The 15,584-nt window shown below is 48.5% G+C and carries 17 protein-coding genes; 5 read left to right on the top strand and 12 right to left on the bottom strand.

Annotation, left to right across the window (positions count from 1 at the left end; all coding sequences use genetic code 11):
• Window positions 1-3: 3 nt before the first annotated feature.
• The 3 genes from yaaA to ahcY form a co-directional block, all read right to left on the bottom strand.
• Window positions 4-768: a peroxide stress protein YaaA gene (gene yaaA, locus E4K71_RS13485; RefSeq protein ID WP_135080434.1), complete on the bottom strand. Its 765-nt coding sequence runs from the start codon at window positions 766-768 to the stop codon at window positions 4-6.
• Between the two features lie 60 nt (window positions 769-828).
• Complete coding sequence (locus E4K71_RS13490; protein WP_135080436.1) at window positions 829-1,827, bottom strand: nuclear transport factor 2 family protein; 999 nt, start codon at window positions 1,825-1,827, stop codon at window positions 829-831.
• Window positions 1,828-2,030: 203 nt separating this feature from the next.
• Window positions 2,031-3,437: an adenosylhomocysteinase gene (gene ahcY / locus E4K71_RS13495; RefSeq protein WP_135080438.1), complete on the bottom strand. Its 1,407-nt coding sequence runs from the start codon at window positions 3,435-3,437 to the stop codon at window positions 2,031-2,033.
• Window positions 3,438-3,637: 200 nt separating this feature from the next.
• Between ahcY and E4K71_RS18275 the strand changes: the two genes are divergently transcribed.
• Window positions 3,638-3,811, top strand: a complete 174-nt coding sequence (locus E4K71_RS18275) for a hypothetical protein (protein ID WP_167730549.1) — start codon at window positions 3,638-3,640, stop codon at window positions 3,809-3,811.
• Between the two features lie 35 nt (window positions 3,812-3,846).
• On the opposite strand, the gene E4K71_RS13500 is transcribed toward E4K71_RS18275, so the two are convergent.
• Complete coding sequence (locus E4K71_RS13500; RefSeq protein ID WP_240796811.1) at window positions 3,847-4,503, bottom strand: alpha/beta hydrolase; 657 nt, start codon at window positions 4,501-4,503, stop codon at window positions 3,847-3,849.
• Between the two features lie 168 nt (window positions 4,504-4,671).
• Here E4K71_RS13500 and E4K71_RS13505 point away from each other — a divergent pair, with 168 nt between their 5' ends.
• A complete protein-coding gene (locus E4K71_RS13505; protein WP_135080442.1) occupies window positions 4,672-5,859 on the top strand; it encodes a glycosyltransferase family 4 protein in 1,188 nt (395 codons plus the stop codon).
• The gene (locus E4K71_RS13510) at window positions 5,859-6,797 is read left to right on the top strand and encodes a glycosyltransferase family 9 protein (RefSeq protein ID WP_135080444.1); all 939 of its coding nucleotides are present in this window, start codon (window positions 5,859-5,861) and stop codon (window positions 6,795-6,797) included. The genes E4K71_RS13505 and E4K71_RS13510 overlap by 1 nt, the downstream gene beginning before the upstream one ends.
• Here the strand turns inward: E4K71_RS13510 and ptsP are convergent.
• The 8 genes from ptsP to E4K71_RS13545 all read right to left on the bottom strand — a co-directional run bounded on the left by ptsP (window position 6,794) and on the right by E4K71_RS13545 (window position 12,994).
• Window positions 6,794-8,545, bottom strand: a complete 1,752-nt coding sequence (ptsP, locus tag E4K71_RS13515) for a phosphoenolpyruvate--protein phosphotransferase (protein WP_135080446.1) — start codon at window positions 8,543-8,545, stop codon at window positions 6,794-6,796. The two genes, E4K71_RS13510 and ptsP, sit on opposite strands and share 4 nt — an antisense overlap.
• 8 nt (window positions 8,546-8,553) lie before the next feature.
• Entirely contained in the window at window positions 8,554-8,826 is a 273-nt protein-coding gene (locus E4K71_RS13520; RefSeq protein ID WP_135080448.1) for an HPr family phosphocarrier protein, read from the bottom strand.
• Between the two features lie 15 nt (window positions 8,827-8,841).
• Window positions 8,842-9,243, bottom strand: a complete 402-nt coding sequence (locus E4K71_RS13525; protein WP_135080450.1) for a PTS sugar transporter subunit IIA — start codon at window positions 9,241-9,243, stop codon at window positions 8,842-8,844.
• 53 nt (window positions 9,244-9,296) lie between these two features.
• Window positions 9,297-9,608: an RNase adapter RapZ gene (locus tag E4K71_RS18470; RefSeq protein ID WP_346504505.1), complete on the bottom strand. Its 312-nt coding sequence runs from the start codon at window positions 9,606-9,608 to the stop codon at window positions 9,297-9,299.
• Entirely contained in the window at window positions 9,544-10,152 is a 609-nt protein-coding gene (locus E4K71_RS18475; protein WP_240796813.1) for an RNase adapter RapZ, read from the bottom strand. The genes E4K71_RS18470 and E4K71_RS18475 overlap by 65 nt, the downstream gene beginning before the upstream one ends.
• Window positions 10,153-10,587 (bottom strand): HPr kinase/phosphatase C-terminal domain-containing protein, encoded by a 435-nt coding sequence (locus E4K71_RS13535; protein WP_135080452.1) that lies wholly within the window; start codon window positions 10,585-10,587, stop codon window positions 10,153-10,155.
• Window positions 10,584-12,182 (bottom strand): stimulus-sensing domain-containing protein, encoded by a 1,599-nt coding sequence (locus E4K71_RS13540; RefSeq protein ID WP_135080454.1) that lies wholly within the window; start codon window positions 12,180-12,182, stop codon window positions 10,584-10,586. The genes E4K71_RS13535 and E4K71_RS13540 overlap by 4 nt, the downstream gene beginning before the upstream one ends.
• Before the next feature lie 95 nt (window positions 12,183-12,277).
• Window positions 12,278-12,994 carry a response regulator transcription factor gene (locus tag E4K71_RS13545; protein ID WP_135080456.1) on the bottom strand — a complete coding sequence of 239 codons (717 nt, stop codon included), beginning with the start codon at window positions 12,992-12,994 and terminating at the stop codon, window positions 12,278-12,280.
• 55 nt (window positions 12,995-13,049) lie between these two features.
• Between E4K71_RS13545 and E4K71_RS13550 the strand changes: the two genes are divergently transcribed.
• Both E4K71_RS13550 and pckA read left to right on the top strand, forming a co-directional pair.
• A complete protein-coding gene (locus E4K71_RS13550) occupies window positions 13,050-13,778 on the top strand; it encodes a pyridoxamine 5'-phosphate oxidase family protein (protein WP_135080458.1) in 729 nt (242 codons plus the stop codon).
• Between the two features lie 184 nt (window positions 13,779-13,962).
• Window positions 13,963-15,573, top strand: coding sequence for a phosphoenolpyruvate carboxykinase (ATP) (gene pckA, locus E4K71_RS13555; RefSeq protein ID WP_135080460.1), 1,611 nt, complete (start codon window positions 13,963-13,965; stop codon window positions 15,571-15,573).
• Window positions 15,574-15,584 lie beyond the last annotated feature (11 nt).

Genomic DNA, 15,584 nt, shown 5'->3' on the forward strand with positions numbered 1-15,584 from the left:
TCCTTATTCGCGTTCTGCCGTAAAAACCCAATCATTCCCTTTGGACAGGTCTTCACGATAGATGTAACCATTTTCACTAAACTCTTTAATGGCTTCGGCCTCTTCAAGGCGGTTTTGGATGATATAGCGTGCCATCATACCTCGCGCTCGTTTAGCCATCAGTCCGATGGTTTTGGCGACACCGGATTTGATTTCCTTAAAGACCGGGGTAATCACCGTGCCTTGCAGGGCCTTTTTGTTCACGGCTTTGAAATATTCATTAGAGGCACAGTTGATCAAAACGCCATCGCCATTAATCTCGTTAATCCGTTCAGCAATCTGTGTTCCCCAAAAATCATAAAGGTTATTCCCCCGTGGATTTTCAAGGCGAGTCCCCATTTCCAGACGATAGGGCTGGATCAGATCAAGCGGGCGCAACAGGCCATAAAGCCCGGACAAAATACCAAAATGGGTTTGGCCAAAATCAAAATCTTTTTCAGATAAAGAGGCCGCATCCAAACCAACGTATGTGTCACCGCTAAAGGCCAGCGCCGCCTGTTTGGAATTGTCTTCTGTAAACGGCAGGGCAAAGCCTTGAAAACGGGCATAGTTCAAATCCGCCAGTGCCTCGCTGATTTTCATCAGCCGCGACAGATCTGCCCGACTTAAATCCTTACAGGTCACTGACAGTTCTTCAATGTCATCCTGAAAAACAGGCTGGCTGTGACCAAGCCCTGTGACAGGCGTGTCAAAATCCAGTTTTTTGGCAGGGGAAACAACACAGAACATTCAGGCCACCTTTTTTCTAAATTCAGAATATCTCTAAACTTAGACGAAGACAGCTTAGAATCAAGAGAGTTTCTTTTTCAGATACTCAATCTTTTCAAGCTGCATTTCCACCCGCATTTTCTTGGTGATCAAATGCGGCAGGTTTCCTTGTTTTTTCATCGCCATTTTGATTTTTTTCAAACGATTATACAGCCATTCTTCACGTTCCAGGACCTGTTGCAATTCCAGACTTTTTTCTGGCGGCTTTGGAATTTCTTCCGTTGCCCGTGCCTTTGCCACCACCTCCTGATCCATAATCATGTCGATTTTGCGAATGACCCCATCATTTCTTAAGCGCAAGATACCAACAGAAACCGGGACACCATCAAGGACCCCCAAGGTGCAAGGGCGTGCTTTCTGGTCATCCAGATCAATAATCGCATTTACAACGGCCAAATGCTGACCATGTTTATCAATTCGGCGATACAGGTCGCGAATACGATCCAGAATATTGTTTTTACCAATAATAGCTTGTTGATCTGATCGGTGGAAAACGGTTTCACGCTCGTCCAATAAATAACTGAGGCCCGCCAGGTCACGCTGATTAAAGGAGCCGATATAAGACTTGGTCACATCAATCCATAATTTACGCCGTTGCGGGTCAACCTCATCCTGTGTATCTTCCACACTGGGCATTGGTTCTGTTGCCCGTGCACTGGCAACGATATCCCCCGTCAATAAAACCGCGACTGCCGTGATCATCCCGTTGGCCTTACAAGACAACACACACAATGCCACCGGAAGACCATTGCGCAAACAAATCAAACAGGGCCGTGCCTTGCTTTGGCCCAAATCAACAATGGCATTAATCAATTGCAAAGATTGATTTTGTTCATCTAAGCGCCAAAATAAATTACGAATACGACGCAATACGTTTTCTTTACCGACAATCGAGTTTTGTTCCTGTCGGCTAAAAATAACGTCATTATCTAATAAACTGGCAACAGTCGCCACATCTCCGGCATTCATGGCCTGAGCATATTCTTTCGTGGCATCGGCGGTTTTAACTCTGTTTAACATCGCGCCCTCTCGGACATACCTTCCCTATATAAATTTAGGCACCACCTCATAAAGTTTCAATCGCGCGTTCGTATTAAGGGAAACCCCGTAACCTTTAGGTAGTCCTGAATTTAGAGTAATCCGGCGAACTTAAAGAAGGGTAAACAAAAGAAGCCCTGCGACATATCTATCGCAGGGCTTCCTTGTCATCAAAGCTCGTTGTCTTAGTAACGATATGCGTCCGGCTTGAACGGACCGTTCACTGGAACGCCGATGTAATCAGCTTGTTCTTGTGACAGTTTGGTCAGTTTCACGCCCAGCTTTTCAAGGTGGAGTGCCGCCACTTTTTCATCCAGATGTTTCGGCAAGACATAAACGTCTTTCTTGTATTGGCCGTCTTTATTATTGGCATAGAGTTCGATCTGCGCCAGAACCTGGTTGGTGAAAGAAGCAGACATCACGAAAGACGGATGACCAGTTGCACAGCCCAAGTTTACCAGACGGCCTTCGGCCAACATGATGATTTTGTGACCATCGGGGAATTCGATTTGGTCAACTTGTGGCTTGATATTGGTCCATTTGTAGTTTTTCAGGGCTGCAATCTGGATTTCATTATCGAAGTGGCCAATGTTACAAACAATCGCGCCGTCCTTCATGCCTTCCATATGCTCTTTACGGATGATGTCGAAGTTACCTGTTGTTGTAACGTAAATGTCGCCTTCTGGCAGGGCATCTTCAACGGTTACAACTTCAAAACCTTCCATGGCGGCTTGCAGGGCACAGATCGGGTCGATTTCAGTGACCAGAACACGACAACCACAAGAACGCAGGGATTCAGCAGAGCCTTTACCCACATCACCGTAACCACAAACAACAGCCACTTTACCAGCCATCATCACATCTGTTGCACGACGGATACCGTCAACGAGGGATTCACGACAGCCGTATTTGTTGTCGAATTTGGATTTTGTGACAGAATCATTCACGTTGATCGCCGGGAATAGCAAAGTTTCTTTGCGTGCCATTTCGATCAGGCGGTGAACACCAGTTGTTGTTTCTTCTGTCACACCCATAATGTCAGCAGCGGCTTTTGTGTACCACTGCGGATCAATGCCGATGTGCTTTTTGATGGCGGCAAACAGAACGGTTTCTTCTTCAGAACCCGGATTATCCAGAACAGACAGGTCTTTTTCAGCGTCTTGGCCCAGGTGCAGCAGCAATGTGGCATCGCCACCGTCATCAAGGATCATGTTCGGCGCAGAACCGTCATGCCATGTGAACAGGCGGTGTGTGAAATCCCAATATTCTTCCAGTGTTTCCCCTTTATGAGCGAAAACCGGAATGTTGGCAGCCGCAATTGCAGCCGCAGCGTGATCTTGTGTAGAGAAGATGTTACAGGAAACCCAGCGAACTTCGGCACCCAACTCAACCAGTGTTTCGATCAAAACAGCTGTCTGGATGGTCATGTGCAAGGAACCAGCGATCTTTGCGCCTTTCAGCGGCTTGGATGCACCATATTCTTCGCGCAGTGCCATCAGGCCCGGCATTTCGGCTTCGGCCAGGTCCAGTTCTTTACGGCCCCAGTCTGCAAGGCTGATGTCAGCAACCTGATAATCTGTAAATTCACCCATGTTGAGTATCTCCTAACAAGATGTCAATGAAAGTACCGCTGCCTTTAAAGGAGAGGGCAGCGGCAAAATAACTTAAGGGCAATATAAAGAAATCTTTATATGTTTATCAAGAAGTATTTTAGAGGCAGAACTGGCATGGAGTCTGCTTAATAAAATGGTAAGACCACTTTAGTACAATCATCTCTTAAAGGAGATTAGCCATGACACATATAATGACACGCACCTATAAAAATCGGGATTACCAAGCAGATTTCGCCCAACGCCTTGTAAAAGCTGTGGGTTTTGAAAATGCCATTCGGGAATGTTATGAAAACCAATGGCTGGGCACACTGGTCCATATTCAACACTTACAAAGAAGCTTTCAGGCACATTAGGCAAAAAATGCCACACAAATTGCGAAAAGAATGCGCTATTCAATTTGCTGTAATAAAGCCTCTAACGCCCGGGTCAGGCGATCAAGGTCATGATCTTCACTAAGACGGTGGTCCCCGTTTTTGACGAACTGGATTTCCACATCAGTTGAGGTCATCATTTCCTGAATGCGCAAGGCTGTTTGCCACGGCACATCCGCATCTTTCATGCCATGGATTAAGCGTACGGGAACATCCAATTCTATGGGACGGCGCAACAGCAGATTTTCACGGCCATCATCCAAAAGTGCCTTTGAAATGACATAAGGGTCATCACCGTAATCACTGGGAATTTCAACATAGCCCTGCTCGTTGATGATGTGATGCTGCTCTGGTGTCAGGTCATTCATCATCAAGTCTTCAGTAAAATCAGGAGCAGCCGCAATACCGAGCAAGGCGGCAATGCGCTCAGGACGCTTCAAGGCCGTCAGCAACATATTCCAACCGCCCATGCTGGAACCGACCAGAATTTGTGGACCATCGCTCAGTTGATCCAGCACATCCACCGCATCATCGGACCAGCGGCTTAAATGCCCATCTTTAAATAATCCATCTGAATGCCCGTGCCCCTGACAATCAAAACGCAAAAAAGCATTGCCGCGTTTTTTGCAATATTCTTCCAGATGCAGCGCCTTGCCACCATCCATATCCGACATTAATCCATGCAGAAAAATTACACCGGGAGTCTTTCCTGGGCTATAGTGGTAGGCGATGCGCTCACCATTTTCTTGTGTTAGGAAGGAGGGTGCGCTATTTCCTGTAGGAACTTCGGTTGTCATGACTTATAACACTCAAATAAGAACTAAAATTCAAGAACGAAACGCATGATAGATAGCATCAATTCCCAAGCGGGGCAAACCCCTGAAAGTTCAAGCCGTTTGGCAACTGTTGTCCAGGTCTTGCCGGCAATGGTCACTGGTGGTGTGGAACGTGGTACTGTTGAAATGGCCGAAGCCATCGTCAATGCAGGCGGACGGGCCATTGTGGTTTCCGCAGGTGGCCCAATGGTGCACGAGCTGACCCGCGTGGGCGCAGAACATATTGAAATGCCCGTTGATTCCAAAAACTTCTTTATGATGCGCAAAAACGCCACACGTCTGGCAAAATTGATCCAGCAAGAAGGTGTCGATTTAATCCATGCCCGATCTCGTGCGCCCGCCTGGAGTTCTTATTGGGCATCAAAATGGACCAACACACCATTTGTCACCACCTTCCACGGAACCTATGGTCATGGCAATCCGCTGAAACGCTGGTATAATTCAGTTATGACCCGTGGAGAACGTGTGATTGCGATTTCCAGTTTCATTGCCGGACATATGCGCAAAATCTACGGTGTGCGTCGTGAATTGATCCGCGTAATCCACCGTGGCGTAGACCTGTTTCGTTTTGACCCGGAAAAAGTCACGGCTGAACGTTTGGTCAAACTGTCCACCCAATGGAATATCCCCGATGGGGTCCCTGTTGTGGCCCTCCCCGGTCGCTTGACCCGCTGGAAAGGCCAACTGGTCTTTATTGATGCCATCGCCAAATTGGGCCGTCGCGATATTTGTTGTTTGCTTATTGGATCTGATCAAGGGCGCACCGATTATCGCAAGGAACTGGTTAAACGCATTAAAAAACATAATCTTGAAGGCGTGATCACCATTGTTGATGAATGTAACGACATGCCCACGGCTTATATGCTCAGCGATATTGTTGTTTCTGCCTCCACCGATCCAGAAGCCTTTGGTCGTGTGGTCTGTGAAGCCCAGGCCATGGGGCGCCCGGTTGTCGCAACCGATCATGGCGGGGCACGCGAAACCGTGATCGAAGATGAAACCGGATGGCTGTGTAAGCCCGGTGATGTAGAGTCAATGGCAACGGCGATTGGCAAAGGCTTGGACTTAAGCGCTGAAAAACGTGAAAAAATGGCCCAACAAGCCATTTCACATATTCGCGAAGGATTCTCAAAAGATGCCATGTGTTCCAAAACCCTTGAAGTTTATAACGAAGTATTGAGCCTCGGGAACTGATGCCTCACTCTGCCGACAAGCAAGAACGTATTTTAGTAATCAAGCTGAGTGCGCTGGGTGACTTTATTCAGGCGCTTGGTCCCATGAAGGCCATTCGCGATACCCACAAGGATGCCCACATCACCCTGCTGACCACCAAACCCTATGTCCCACTGGGCAAAGAATGTGGTTATTTCGATGCGGTTTGGGTTGATGAACGCCCCAAAGCTTGGCAGGTCCGCCGTACCTTGAAATTACGTCAGCAGCTTAAAGGGGGGAATTTCGACCGGGTGTATGACCTCCAAACCTCGGATCGTTCTTCAAGCTATTTCAAGCTGATGGGGTCCAAGGTGAAATGGTCGGGTATTGCCAAGGGCTGTTCACACCCCCATGCCAACCCACAACGCGATTTCATGCATACGTTGGACCGTCAGGCTGAACAGCTGGAAATGGCTGGAATTTATAAAACGCCCATGCCCGATTTATCCTGGGCCAAGGCTGATCTGGCGCGCTTTGATCTGGACACCTATGTCGCCTTGTTGGTCCCCGGTGGGGCACCGCATCGTCCAGATAAACGCTGGCCTGCAAAAAAATATGCGGAACTCGCCCATGCCTTGCTGGAACGTAATATCCAACCTGTCATGCTTGGCACTGCCAAAGAAGGCGAAGTTCTGGATGAAATTCTTGATCTCTGCCCCGATGTCAAAGATCTATCCAGCCAGACCGATTTTCTCGAAATCGCCACGCTGGCACGTTATGCCCATGTGGCAATCGGCAATGATACCGGGCCGATGCATTTAATCTCGTTGGCAGGCTGTAAGTCCATCGTGCTTTATTCTCAAGCTTCTGACCCGCAACTGTGTGGACAACGTGGCTCTGATGTGACGATTTTGCGTGAAAACAGTCTAAACGACGTCAGCGTTGAACGTGTAATTAGCGCTGTTGAGAGCACGGATTAAACATTTCCCCGATCACTGAAATCATCCAGTAACATGGCAATGCGGGTGCTATCAGTTTGTTCCATGATAATGTCAGCACGTTTGGTGGCCGCCGCACATTCCATTTCCAACAGGCGTTCTTTGACCTTAGGGATGTTTGATGCACTCATGGAAAAATCACGGATGCCCAGCCCCAGCAACAGGGCGCTATAGCGTGGGTTCGCGGCAATTTCCCCACAAAGACTGATCGGAATGCGGTTTCTTAAGGCAGCTTGGGTAGTAAACTGGATTAAACGTAAAACAGCTGGATGCAGCGGATCATAGAGATGGGCCACCTGTTCATCGGCGCGATCAGTTGCCAGCGTATACATAGTCAGGTCGTTTGACCCGATGGCAAAAAACTCACAAACCTGGGCCAGCGCATCAGCCGCCAAAGCCGCACCGGGGACCTCAATCATCGCCCCAAGAGGGGGGAGATAATCGGCAAGCTCATAGCCCTCGTCGCGCAACTGGCTTGCAACGCTATGAAGAATACGTCGAGCCTGACGTACATCGTTCACCGTCGTCACCATAGGCAACAAGATTTGTAAGGGGCCATGAACCGCTGCACGCAACAAAGCGCGATATTGGGTTTCTAAAATATCGGGGCGATTAAGCGACAGGCGAATACCGCGCATACCAAGGGGCGAACAGATGGAATCGCCAAAATCATCAATCAGAGACTTAGCCGTTTTATCCCCGCCAATGTCCAGTGTGCGCACCGTCAGGGGCTTGCCCTCAAGGCGTTCAATCAAGTGTTTAAAAACATCATACTGATCGTCTTCACTGGGCAGGGTGTCGCGGTTCATATACATGAATTCACTGCGCAAAAGGCCAACCCCTTCTGCCCCGTTATCCAGTACATTATCAATTTCAACAGGCAGTTCAATATTGGCTTTCAACGTGACCTGAACCCCATCACAGGTGATGGCGGGCCTGTCCTTGAGAACGGCCAGTTGCGTGATCCGTTCCAGATATTCCTGCGCCCGTTTGAGATAGTGATGCTTGGTGGCTTCTGTCGGGTTAACCACAATACGGCCCGCATCCCCATCAATAATGATATGGTCGCCGGTATTAATCGAGCCTACAAGATTTGTCGCCCCTAAGACCGCTGGCAGGTTAAGCGCCCGTCCCATAATGGCCGTATGACTTTCCGGCCCACCCAAAACAGCCGCAAAACCGGACACTTTTTTAGGGTCCATCAAGGCGGTATCAGCCGGGGTCAGTTCTTCAGCAATGATAATGGAATTTTCCGCCAGTTCACTAAACGGTGCTTGGTCATCTTCACACAAGTTGCGAATAATACGAGCTGCGACCTGATGAACATCACTTTCACGCGATGCAATATAGGCATCATCCAGCTGCTTGAAACTTTCGCTGATCTCATTGAGAACATGTTGAACGGCAGCTTCGGCATTAATGCCATTTTCACTGATTTCACGCTCAATGCCACGGACAAGGCGTGACCCTTTCAACATATGGAGATGGGCATCCAGCAAAAAGCCCAACTCTTCGGCTGCTGCCTCAGGCAAGTCCTTGGATTTTTGGCGTAACTTGGCAATCTGGTCACGGGATGCCTCAAGGGCTTTATCCAGGCGCACCAGTTCATCCCCAATATGTTGTTTGGGAATGCAATATTCCGTGATTTCACACGAACCACTTTCACGGATATGGGCAATCCCAAATCCGATGCCGCTGGAAACACCAAGACCTTCGAAAATCTGTTCCATGAGAGGGGTCAGTCTTCGCCGAATTTATCGTTGACCAGCTCGGCAATGGCGCTCAGGGCTTCTTCTTCTTTGGGGCCTTCGGTTGTGACTTCGATAGAAGTGCCAATACTGGCGGCCAACATCAAAAGCCCCATGATCGAATTACCACAGACTTCCTGCCCACCTTTGGCAACACGAATGGCTGTGCCCTCATATTCAGCCACGGTTTTGACGAATTTGGCAGCCGCACGGGCATGCAGGCCCCGCTGGTTTTGAATTTCAAGTGTTTGGGAAAGGCTCATAAATTTCGTACTAACTTAGTCTTGCCCCAGCAGGCTGGAAGCGATGTTGATATATTTGCGCCCGGCATCCTGACCTTGAGACGCCGTTTCTGCCAAGTCTTCATTCTTGCGCACACTGGCAAGCTTGACCAGCATGGGCAGGTTCACCCCGGCAATCACTTCCACATTGGCCTTATCCATGGTGGAAATTGCAAGGTTGGACGGGGTACCGCCAAACATGTCCGTCAGCAAGATCACACCTTCGCCGCTGTCACAATTTGAAACCTGTTCCAAGATATCTGCGCGACGTTGTTCCATATCATCATCCGGTCCGATACAGACGGAAGAAACATTTTCCTGCGGGCCGACCACATGTTCAAGGGCCGCAATCAGTTCGTCTGCCAGACGACCATGGGTTACCAACACCATACCGATCATTCGATCATATCCCTCTTCAAGGCTAATTTGTTTTTCAAGCTGGCTATCTTGGTTCAGTGTGCGCGGTTCGTCAACTCACGATGTTGCAATTGTGCATTTTCTCCGGCCTCATTGAGCCAGTCATTCAATTTGCGCGCAATGTAAACCGAGCGATGCTGCCCACCTGTACAGCCAATCGCAATGGTCAAATAGCTTTTCCCTTCTGCACTATAACGCGGCAAAAGCGGGGCGATCAGATTTTGGAGGTTATCCATAAACCCCTTAAAACCATCATCTTTTTCAATATATGCACCAACTGCATCATCTTGCCCCGTAAGTTGGGCGCAAGGAAATATCATAATAGGGATTGCGCAAAAAACGCACATCAAAGACAAGATCGGCTTCGCGTGGAATACCTTTTTTAAAGGAAAAAGACGTCACAAAAATGCTCAGATTTTTTTGGTCATCCAAGGCAAAATTACCCTGCAAAATGCGCTTACAGTCCTTAATTGCCATAGCCGTGGTATCAATCACCAGATCAGCGCGTTCTCGAAGGGGGGCCAGAAGTTGGCGTTCATGGCGAATACCGTCTGAAACCGGACGGTCATCGGCAAGCGGATGACGGTGGCGGGTTTCTACATAGCGACGCTCAATAATCTCGTCATCACAATCCATAAAGACCAGAGAAATATCCAGTTCTGTACGGGTTTTAAGCTGATCCAGTTCTTCCAACAAAGGTTCCACACCAAAACCACGGGTACGGATATCCACCCCAATGGCAAGGGGGGCGGGCTTGCCCATCAACTGGCTAATCAGCGAAAGCGGCACACCATCAATCGTTTCATAGCCCATGTCTTCAAGAATTTTCAGGCTTGTGGTAATGCCGGCCCCAGACAGGCCCGTCACGATGAGGATTTTCTGTGAAGCCATTTATTTCATCCGTTCGATATGTCCAAGTGAGAGCGCCAAAGCCAAAGAAACCTTGGCTGGCGCACTGGTTTCAAAGGGGTTGAGGCGAACCAAAGGAAGGTTTATTCCTTCAATCGTGATATGGTGATCTTCAGGCATACGTTCCAGTTCTTCTGGTGGAACCAGATCAACCACCATTTTAATAGGTGTCGCTCCCAGGTTTTGCATTTTAATAACACCGAGATGGCGCACTTCAAGCAAACCTTCAATACCTGCCGGGGCATAAGCGATCAGGTCGCTCCCCTTTACCAGGACCTCGACACGATCATCACTGATCAATTGTGCCCCCTGTTCCATCAGGCGCAGGGCAAGGTCGGATTTCCCGGCCCCGCTGGGGCCGCGCAGTAAAATTCCTTGTTCATCAATAGCGATAGCTGTGGCGTGGAGTTGGCTCATGATGGGATCAAATTCACGATAAATCGTGCTCCTGTAATGTGACCGTTAGAATCAAGTTTGTTTTCTGCCCGGATCATGCCGCCATGGGCTTCGACAATCTGTTTGGAAATGGCAAGACCAAGGCCGGAATGATTGCCAAATTCATCAACGTCAGGGCGTTCTGTATAAAAGCGTTTAAAGATTTTTTCTTCATTACCAGGGGGAATGCCGGGGCCTTCATCTTCAACAGAAATTGTAATCATGCCCTCTTGAAGGCGTGCCTTCAGCGTAATCACAGCCTTGTCCGGAGAAAATGTCACCGCATTGCCGATCAAGTTACGAAACACCTGCACCAGACGATTTTCCATCCCCATGATTATAAAAGATGTTCTATCTGGCGCATCAAGAATAAGCGTGGGACCCATGTGATCCTGATCAGCCTCCAGCGGGGCCTGATGGATATCAACAAGGGTGGCCAGCATGGCGCGAAGATCGACTTTTTCAGTTTTAGCCCGTGACATTTCTGCATCCACACGCGAGGCTTCGGAAATATCACTAATCAAACGGTCCAGCCTTGAAACATCATGCTGGATAATGTCCATCAGGCGCTTTTGTGCAGCCGGATTATCCACCCGTGTTGCTGTTTCCACCGCACTGCGCAAAGAAGTCAGAGGGTTTTTCAGTTCGTGGGAAACATCAGCAGCAAAACTTTCAATCGCATCCATACGTTGCCACAGACTTTGTGTCATCTGACGCAAAGCTTCGGACAAATCCCCGATTTCATCACGTCGGTTTGACAGGTCAGGGATTTCATCGCGTTGATCCATGCCTTTGCGCAAGGTATGGGCCGCAATCGACAGCTTGCGCAATGGACGCGCAATGGTGCCTGCAAAATAGAGTGAAAGCAGAATCGTCACGCCAAAAGAAATCAGGAAGACCTTAAAGATATGAAGCCGCACATCAAACAAAGCACTTTCGATATCTTCGGAACCTTTGGATAACAACAACGCACCCAACACATGATTGTCACGCGTGACCGGAACGGCCACAGAAATCATAATCCCGCCGTCCACGGTTTCACGAATCATCCCGCCATATTCCCCATTTAAAGCCATGGCTGCTTCTGGAAAATGGGATGCATTTTGGATTGAAGGTTCGATATAAAGGGGCAGGTCCTGTTCCCCAAAAATAACACGGGAACTAAATTCCTGGGCAAGACGCAGGCTTTTTTCAATCAGGCTTTCATTTTGAACGGTAATCGGCTGACGAGCTAGTTCACCACTATCGGCCATCACAGACCCATTGAGAGCAAAAAGCCGGGCACGGGTGCCTTTTTGCACCAGACGGCTCACCATTTGGCGTGCAACACTAAACACCAGTGTTTTATTTTCATCAACCTGCTTGATCGAAGCCCCTTCACCAAGGGCGGCAGCAAACATTTCCCCCTGAGTTTCCAGACCGGAAACTTCCGATAAAATCAGGCCACGGCGGTATTCCCCCAGATAGAGGATCCCCACCACCAAAATGCCAAGCGCCAGCATATTCACGGCCAGAATACGCAAGGTGATCGGTGAAAACATCCGGGTTTTGCGGTTTTTGGGGAAGGAAGGTGTCATCAATTTTCTAAGTGTCGTCCCCGCGAAGGCGGGGACCTTTTTCCTATGTGATTAACAGATCCCCGCATACGCGAGGATGACGTTTTTTGAAAGGGTCAGCTTTCAACCGTTTCTCGATAACGATAGCCGACACCGTAAAGAGTTTCGATCTGGTTGAATTCCTTATCAACCAGTTTGAATTTCTTGCGCACCCGCTTGATATGACTATCAATGGTGCGATCATCCACATAAATATGTTCGCCATAAGCCGCATCAATCAACTGGTCCCGGCTTTTGACATGGCCGGGATGGCGGGCCAGCGATTCAACGATCAGAAATTCCGTCACTGTTAAATTGACATGTTCCTTTTTCCAGGCACACAGATGACGTCCGGCATCGAGCAACAGTGGCCCGCGCTTCATCACATCATCGCTTTCACTGGAACCCCCGGCTGCTTGCTGGCGCATGGCATCCTGGCGACGCAGCAGCACACGGATACGTTCCAACAACAAACGCTGAGAAAAGGGCTTGCGGATAAAGTCATCGGCCCCCATGCGCAACCCCAAAAGCTCATCAATTTCATCATCTTTGGAGGTGAGGAAAATCACCGGCACCTGACTGTCCTTGCGCAATTGGCCGAGCATTTCCATCCCGTCCATACGCGGCATTTTAATATCGAGAACTACCAAATCAGGGGGATTGTTCATAATGCCGTTTAAACCTTCTTCGCCATCGCGATAGGTACGCACGGTATAACCTTCGGCTTCCAGAAGGATGGAAACAGATGTAATGATATTGCGGTCATCATCCACAAGGGCGATTGTATGGGCCACGGTTTTTATGCTTTCGTCAAAATCTTGAACTACTTAAATGACTATATGAGGCTGCATGAGCCGTGGTCAATTAAAGAAAAAGGGAAAAAATATGGCAACCGGATTTGAAGCCCGCAAAATTGCCCGTCACTGTCGCAGTGGTTCACTGGCCACACTGGAACGCAAAGACCAAACACCTTACGTGTCATTTTGCGCCTGTGCCTTTGATGACAGGGGCCAGCCGATCTTCCTCTTTTCAGACCTGGCTGACCACACACAGAATATTGCCCAAAATCCCAAGGTCTCTTTTTTATGTGAACAAGCTTCTACCTTCTCTAACCCACAGGCCGGACCCCGCGTGAGCCTTGTTGGGGAAATGGAAAAAATCGACGACAGCAATTTATGCTCATTTTTTTTGCAACTCCATCCATCGGCTAAAATGTATGCAACTTTTGGCGACTTTAACTTCTACCGCCTAAAGGTCAAAAAGGCCCATTTTGTCGGCGGTTTTGGCCGTGCTGTCTGGTTTGACGCTGCCCAATATTTGGGCGACTCGGCAGCATCCTTAGTTTTTAGTGAATCTCAAAATGACATAATTACGCATCTCAATACCACTTTCCCGGATTTTGCCCGGATTTGCGCAACAAAATTACTCAATAACCGGGGGAAGAATTGGCAAGTGTTGCGTATTGATACAGATGGGGTAGACCTGAAACTTGCCTCCAAAATCGTGCGCTATCCTTTTGAAAATGAAGTAAAAACCATTGACCAACTATGGGAAATTACAGGGCGTATAAGCCAATGAGTCCATTGTTGCAAAAAAAACGAAATAAAAATGCAATGAGCCTGTTGTCTCAAGGCCGGACAACTGTTATTTTCCGCCCCAAATTTGGCAGGGGGTTCTGTAAATCTGGCTTCTTGTCCCTTTGAGTTTAGTCAAGCACCACAAAACGGCTTTATAGCCCAGCAACAATGCACCGGAGTTGTAAATGAGCGCGTCTCAAACCACTATCGACCTCTCTAAATACGGTATCGAAAACGTCGAAGAAATTGTCCATAATCCTTCTTATGACGTTCTGTTTGCAGAAGAAACCAAAGACGGCCTTGAAGGCTATGAAAAAGGTATCGTGACCGAGCTGGGCGCCGTATCTGTGGATACAGGCATCTTTACAGGCCGTTCTCCGAAAGACAAATACATCGTTAAAGACGATACGACCAAAGATACAATTTGGTGGTCTGATCAAGGTAAAAACGACAACAAAGCGATCTCTACAGAAGTGTGGGGCGACCTGAAAGGTCTGGTGACAACACAACTGTCTGGCAAGCGTCTGTTTGTTGTGGATACATATTGCGGTGCAAACGAAGACACACGCCTGAAAGTACGCTTCATTACAGAAGTGGCTTGGCAGGCTCACTTCGTCACAAACATGTTTATCCGCCCGTCTGCTGACGAACTGGCCGATTACGAGCCGGATTTCGTTGTGATGAACGGTGCAAAAACAACCAACCCGAAATGGGAAGAGCACGGCCTGAACTCTGAAAACTTTGTTGCCTTTAACCTGACTGAGCGTATGCAGCTTATCGGTGGTACATGGTACGGTGGCGAGATGAAAAAAGGTATGTTCTCTATGATGAACTACCTGTTGCCGCTTAAGGGCATTGCCTCCATGCACTGTTCTGCCAACGTGGGCAAAGAAGGCGATGTTGCTGTTTTCTTCGGTCTGTCCGGTACAGGTAAAACAACATTGTCTGCTGATCCCAAGCGCGAGCTGATCGGTGATGACGAGCACGGTTGGGACGACAACGGTGTCTTCAACTATGAAGGTGGCTGTTATGCGAAAACAATCAACCTGTCCAAAGAAGCTGAGCCAGATATCTACAATGCGATCCGCCGCGATGCTCTGTTGGAGAACGTAACTGTTGCTGAAGATGGTAAAATCGACTTTGACGATAATTCCAAAACAGAAAACACACGCGTTTCTTACCCGATCTATCACATCGACAACATCGTTAAGCCGGTTTCCAAAGCAGGCCACGCCAAGAAAGTGATCTTTCTGACGGCTGATGCGTTTGGTGTTCTGCCTCCGGTTTCCAAACTGACGCCTGAGCAAACTCAATATTACTTCTTGTCTGGTTTCACAGCGAAACTGGCCGGTACTGAGCGTGGTATCACAGAACCGACACCGACATTCTCTTCTTGCTTCGGTGCTGCTTTCTTGTCTCTGCACCCGACTACTTATGCCAAGGTCCTGGTTGAGCGCATGAATGCTTCTGGTGCAGAAGCTTATCTGGTGAACACGGGCTGGAACGGTACAGGCAAGCGTGTTTCCATTAAAGATACCCGTGCGATCATCGACGGTATTCTCGATGGTTCTATCGAAGATGCAGAATTCAAGTCCCTGCCATTCTTCAACCTGGCTGTTCCGCAGTCTCTGAACGGTTGTGACAGCGGTATCCTGAACCCACAAGACACATATGCAGATGTGGCTGAATGGGAAGGCAAGGCCAAGAAACTGGCTGGCATGTTCGTTGAGAACTTCGGTCGTTTCACAGACAACGAAGAAGGCAAGGCACTGGTTGCAGCTGGTCCAGCTCTCTAAGTTTTCTGACA

This window comes from Terasakiella sp. SH-1 (assembly GCF_004564135.1).
Lineage (GTDB): Bacteria > Pseudomonadota > Alphaproteobacteria > Rhodospirillales > Terasakiellaceae > Terasakiella.

Bases quoted from the DNA above. Each gene is read 5' to 3' on its own strand.
- ptsP (WP_135080446.1), bottom strand. From the start codon at position 8,545: ATGGAACAGATTTTCGAAGGTCTTGGTGTTTCCAGCGGCATCGGATTT.
- E4K71_RS13510 (WP_135080444.1), top strand. From the start codon at position 5,859: ATGCCTCACTCTGCCGACAAGCAAGAACGTATTTTAGTAATCAAGCTG.
- E4K71_RS18470 (WP_346504505.1), bottom strand. From the start codon at position 9,608: ATGTGCGTTTTTTGCGCAATCCCTATTATGATATTTCCTTGCGCCCAA.
- pckA (WP_135080460.1), top strand. From the start codon at position 13,963: ATGAGCGCGTCTCAAACCACTATCGACCTCTCTAAATACGGTATCGAA.
- ahcY (WP_135080438.1), bottom strand. From the start codon at position 3,437: ATGGGTGAATTTACAGATTATCAGGTTGCTGACATCAGCCTTGCAGAC.
- E4K71_RS13490 (WP_135080436.1), bottom strand. From the start codon at position 1,827: ATGTTAAACAGAGTTAAAACCGCCGATGCCACGAAAGAATATGCTCAG.
- E4K71_RS18475 (WP_240796813.1), bottom strand. From the start codon at position 10,152: ATGGCTTCACAGAAAATCCTCATCGTGACGGGCCTGTCTGGGGCCGGC.
- yaaA (WP_135080434.1), bottom strand. From the start codon at position 768: ATGTTCTGTGTTGTTTCCCCTGCCAAAAAACTGGATTTTGACACGCCT.
- E4K71_RS13500 (WP_240796811.1), bottom strand. From the start codon at position 4,503: ATGTCGGATATGGATGGTGGCAAGGCGCTGCATCTGGAAGAATATTGC.
- E4K71_RS13520 (WP_135080448.1), bottom strand. From the start codon at position 8,826: ATGAGCCTTTCCCAAACACTTGAAATTCAAAACCAGCGGGGCCTGCAT.
- E4K71_RS13550 (WP_135080458.1), top strand. From the start codon at position 13,050: ATGAGCCGTGGTCAATTAAAGAAAAAGGGAAAAAATATGGCAACCGGA.
- E4K71_RS13525 (WP_135080450.1), bottom strand. From the start codon at position 9,243: ATGATCGGTATGGTGTTGGTAACCCATGGTCGTCTGGCAGACGAACTG.
- E4K71_RS13535 (WP_135080452.1), bottom strand. From the start codon at position 10,587: ATGAGCCAACTCCACGCCACAGCTATCGCTATTGATGAACAAGGAATT.
- E4K71_RS18275 (WP_167730549.1), top strand. From the start codon at position 3,638: ATGACACATATAATGACACGCACCTATAAAAATCGGGATTACCAAGCA.
- E4K71_RS13540 (WP_135080454.1), bottom strand. From the start codon at position 12,182: ATGACACCTTCCTTCCCCAAAAACCGCAAAACCCGGATGTTTTCACCG.
- E4K71_RS13505 (WP_135080442.1), top strand. From the start codon at position 4,672: ATGATAGATAGCATCAATTCCCAAGCGGGGCAAACCCCTGAAAGTTCA.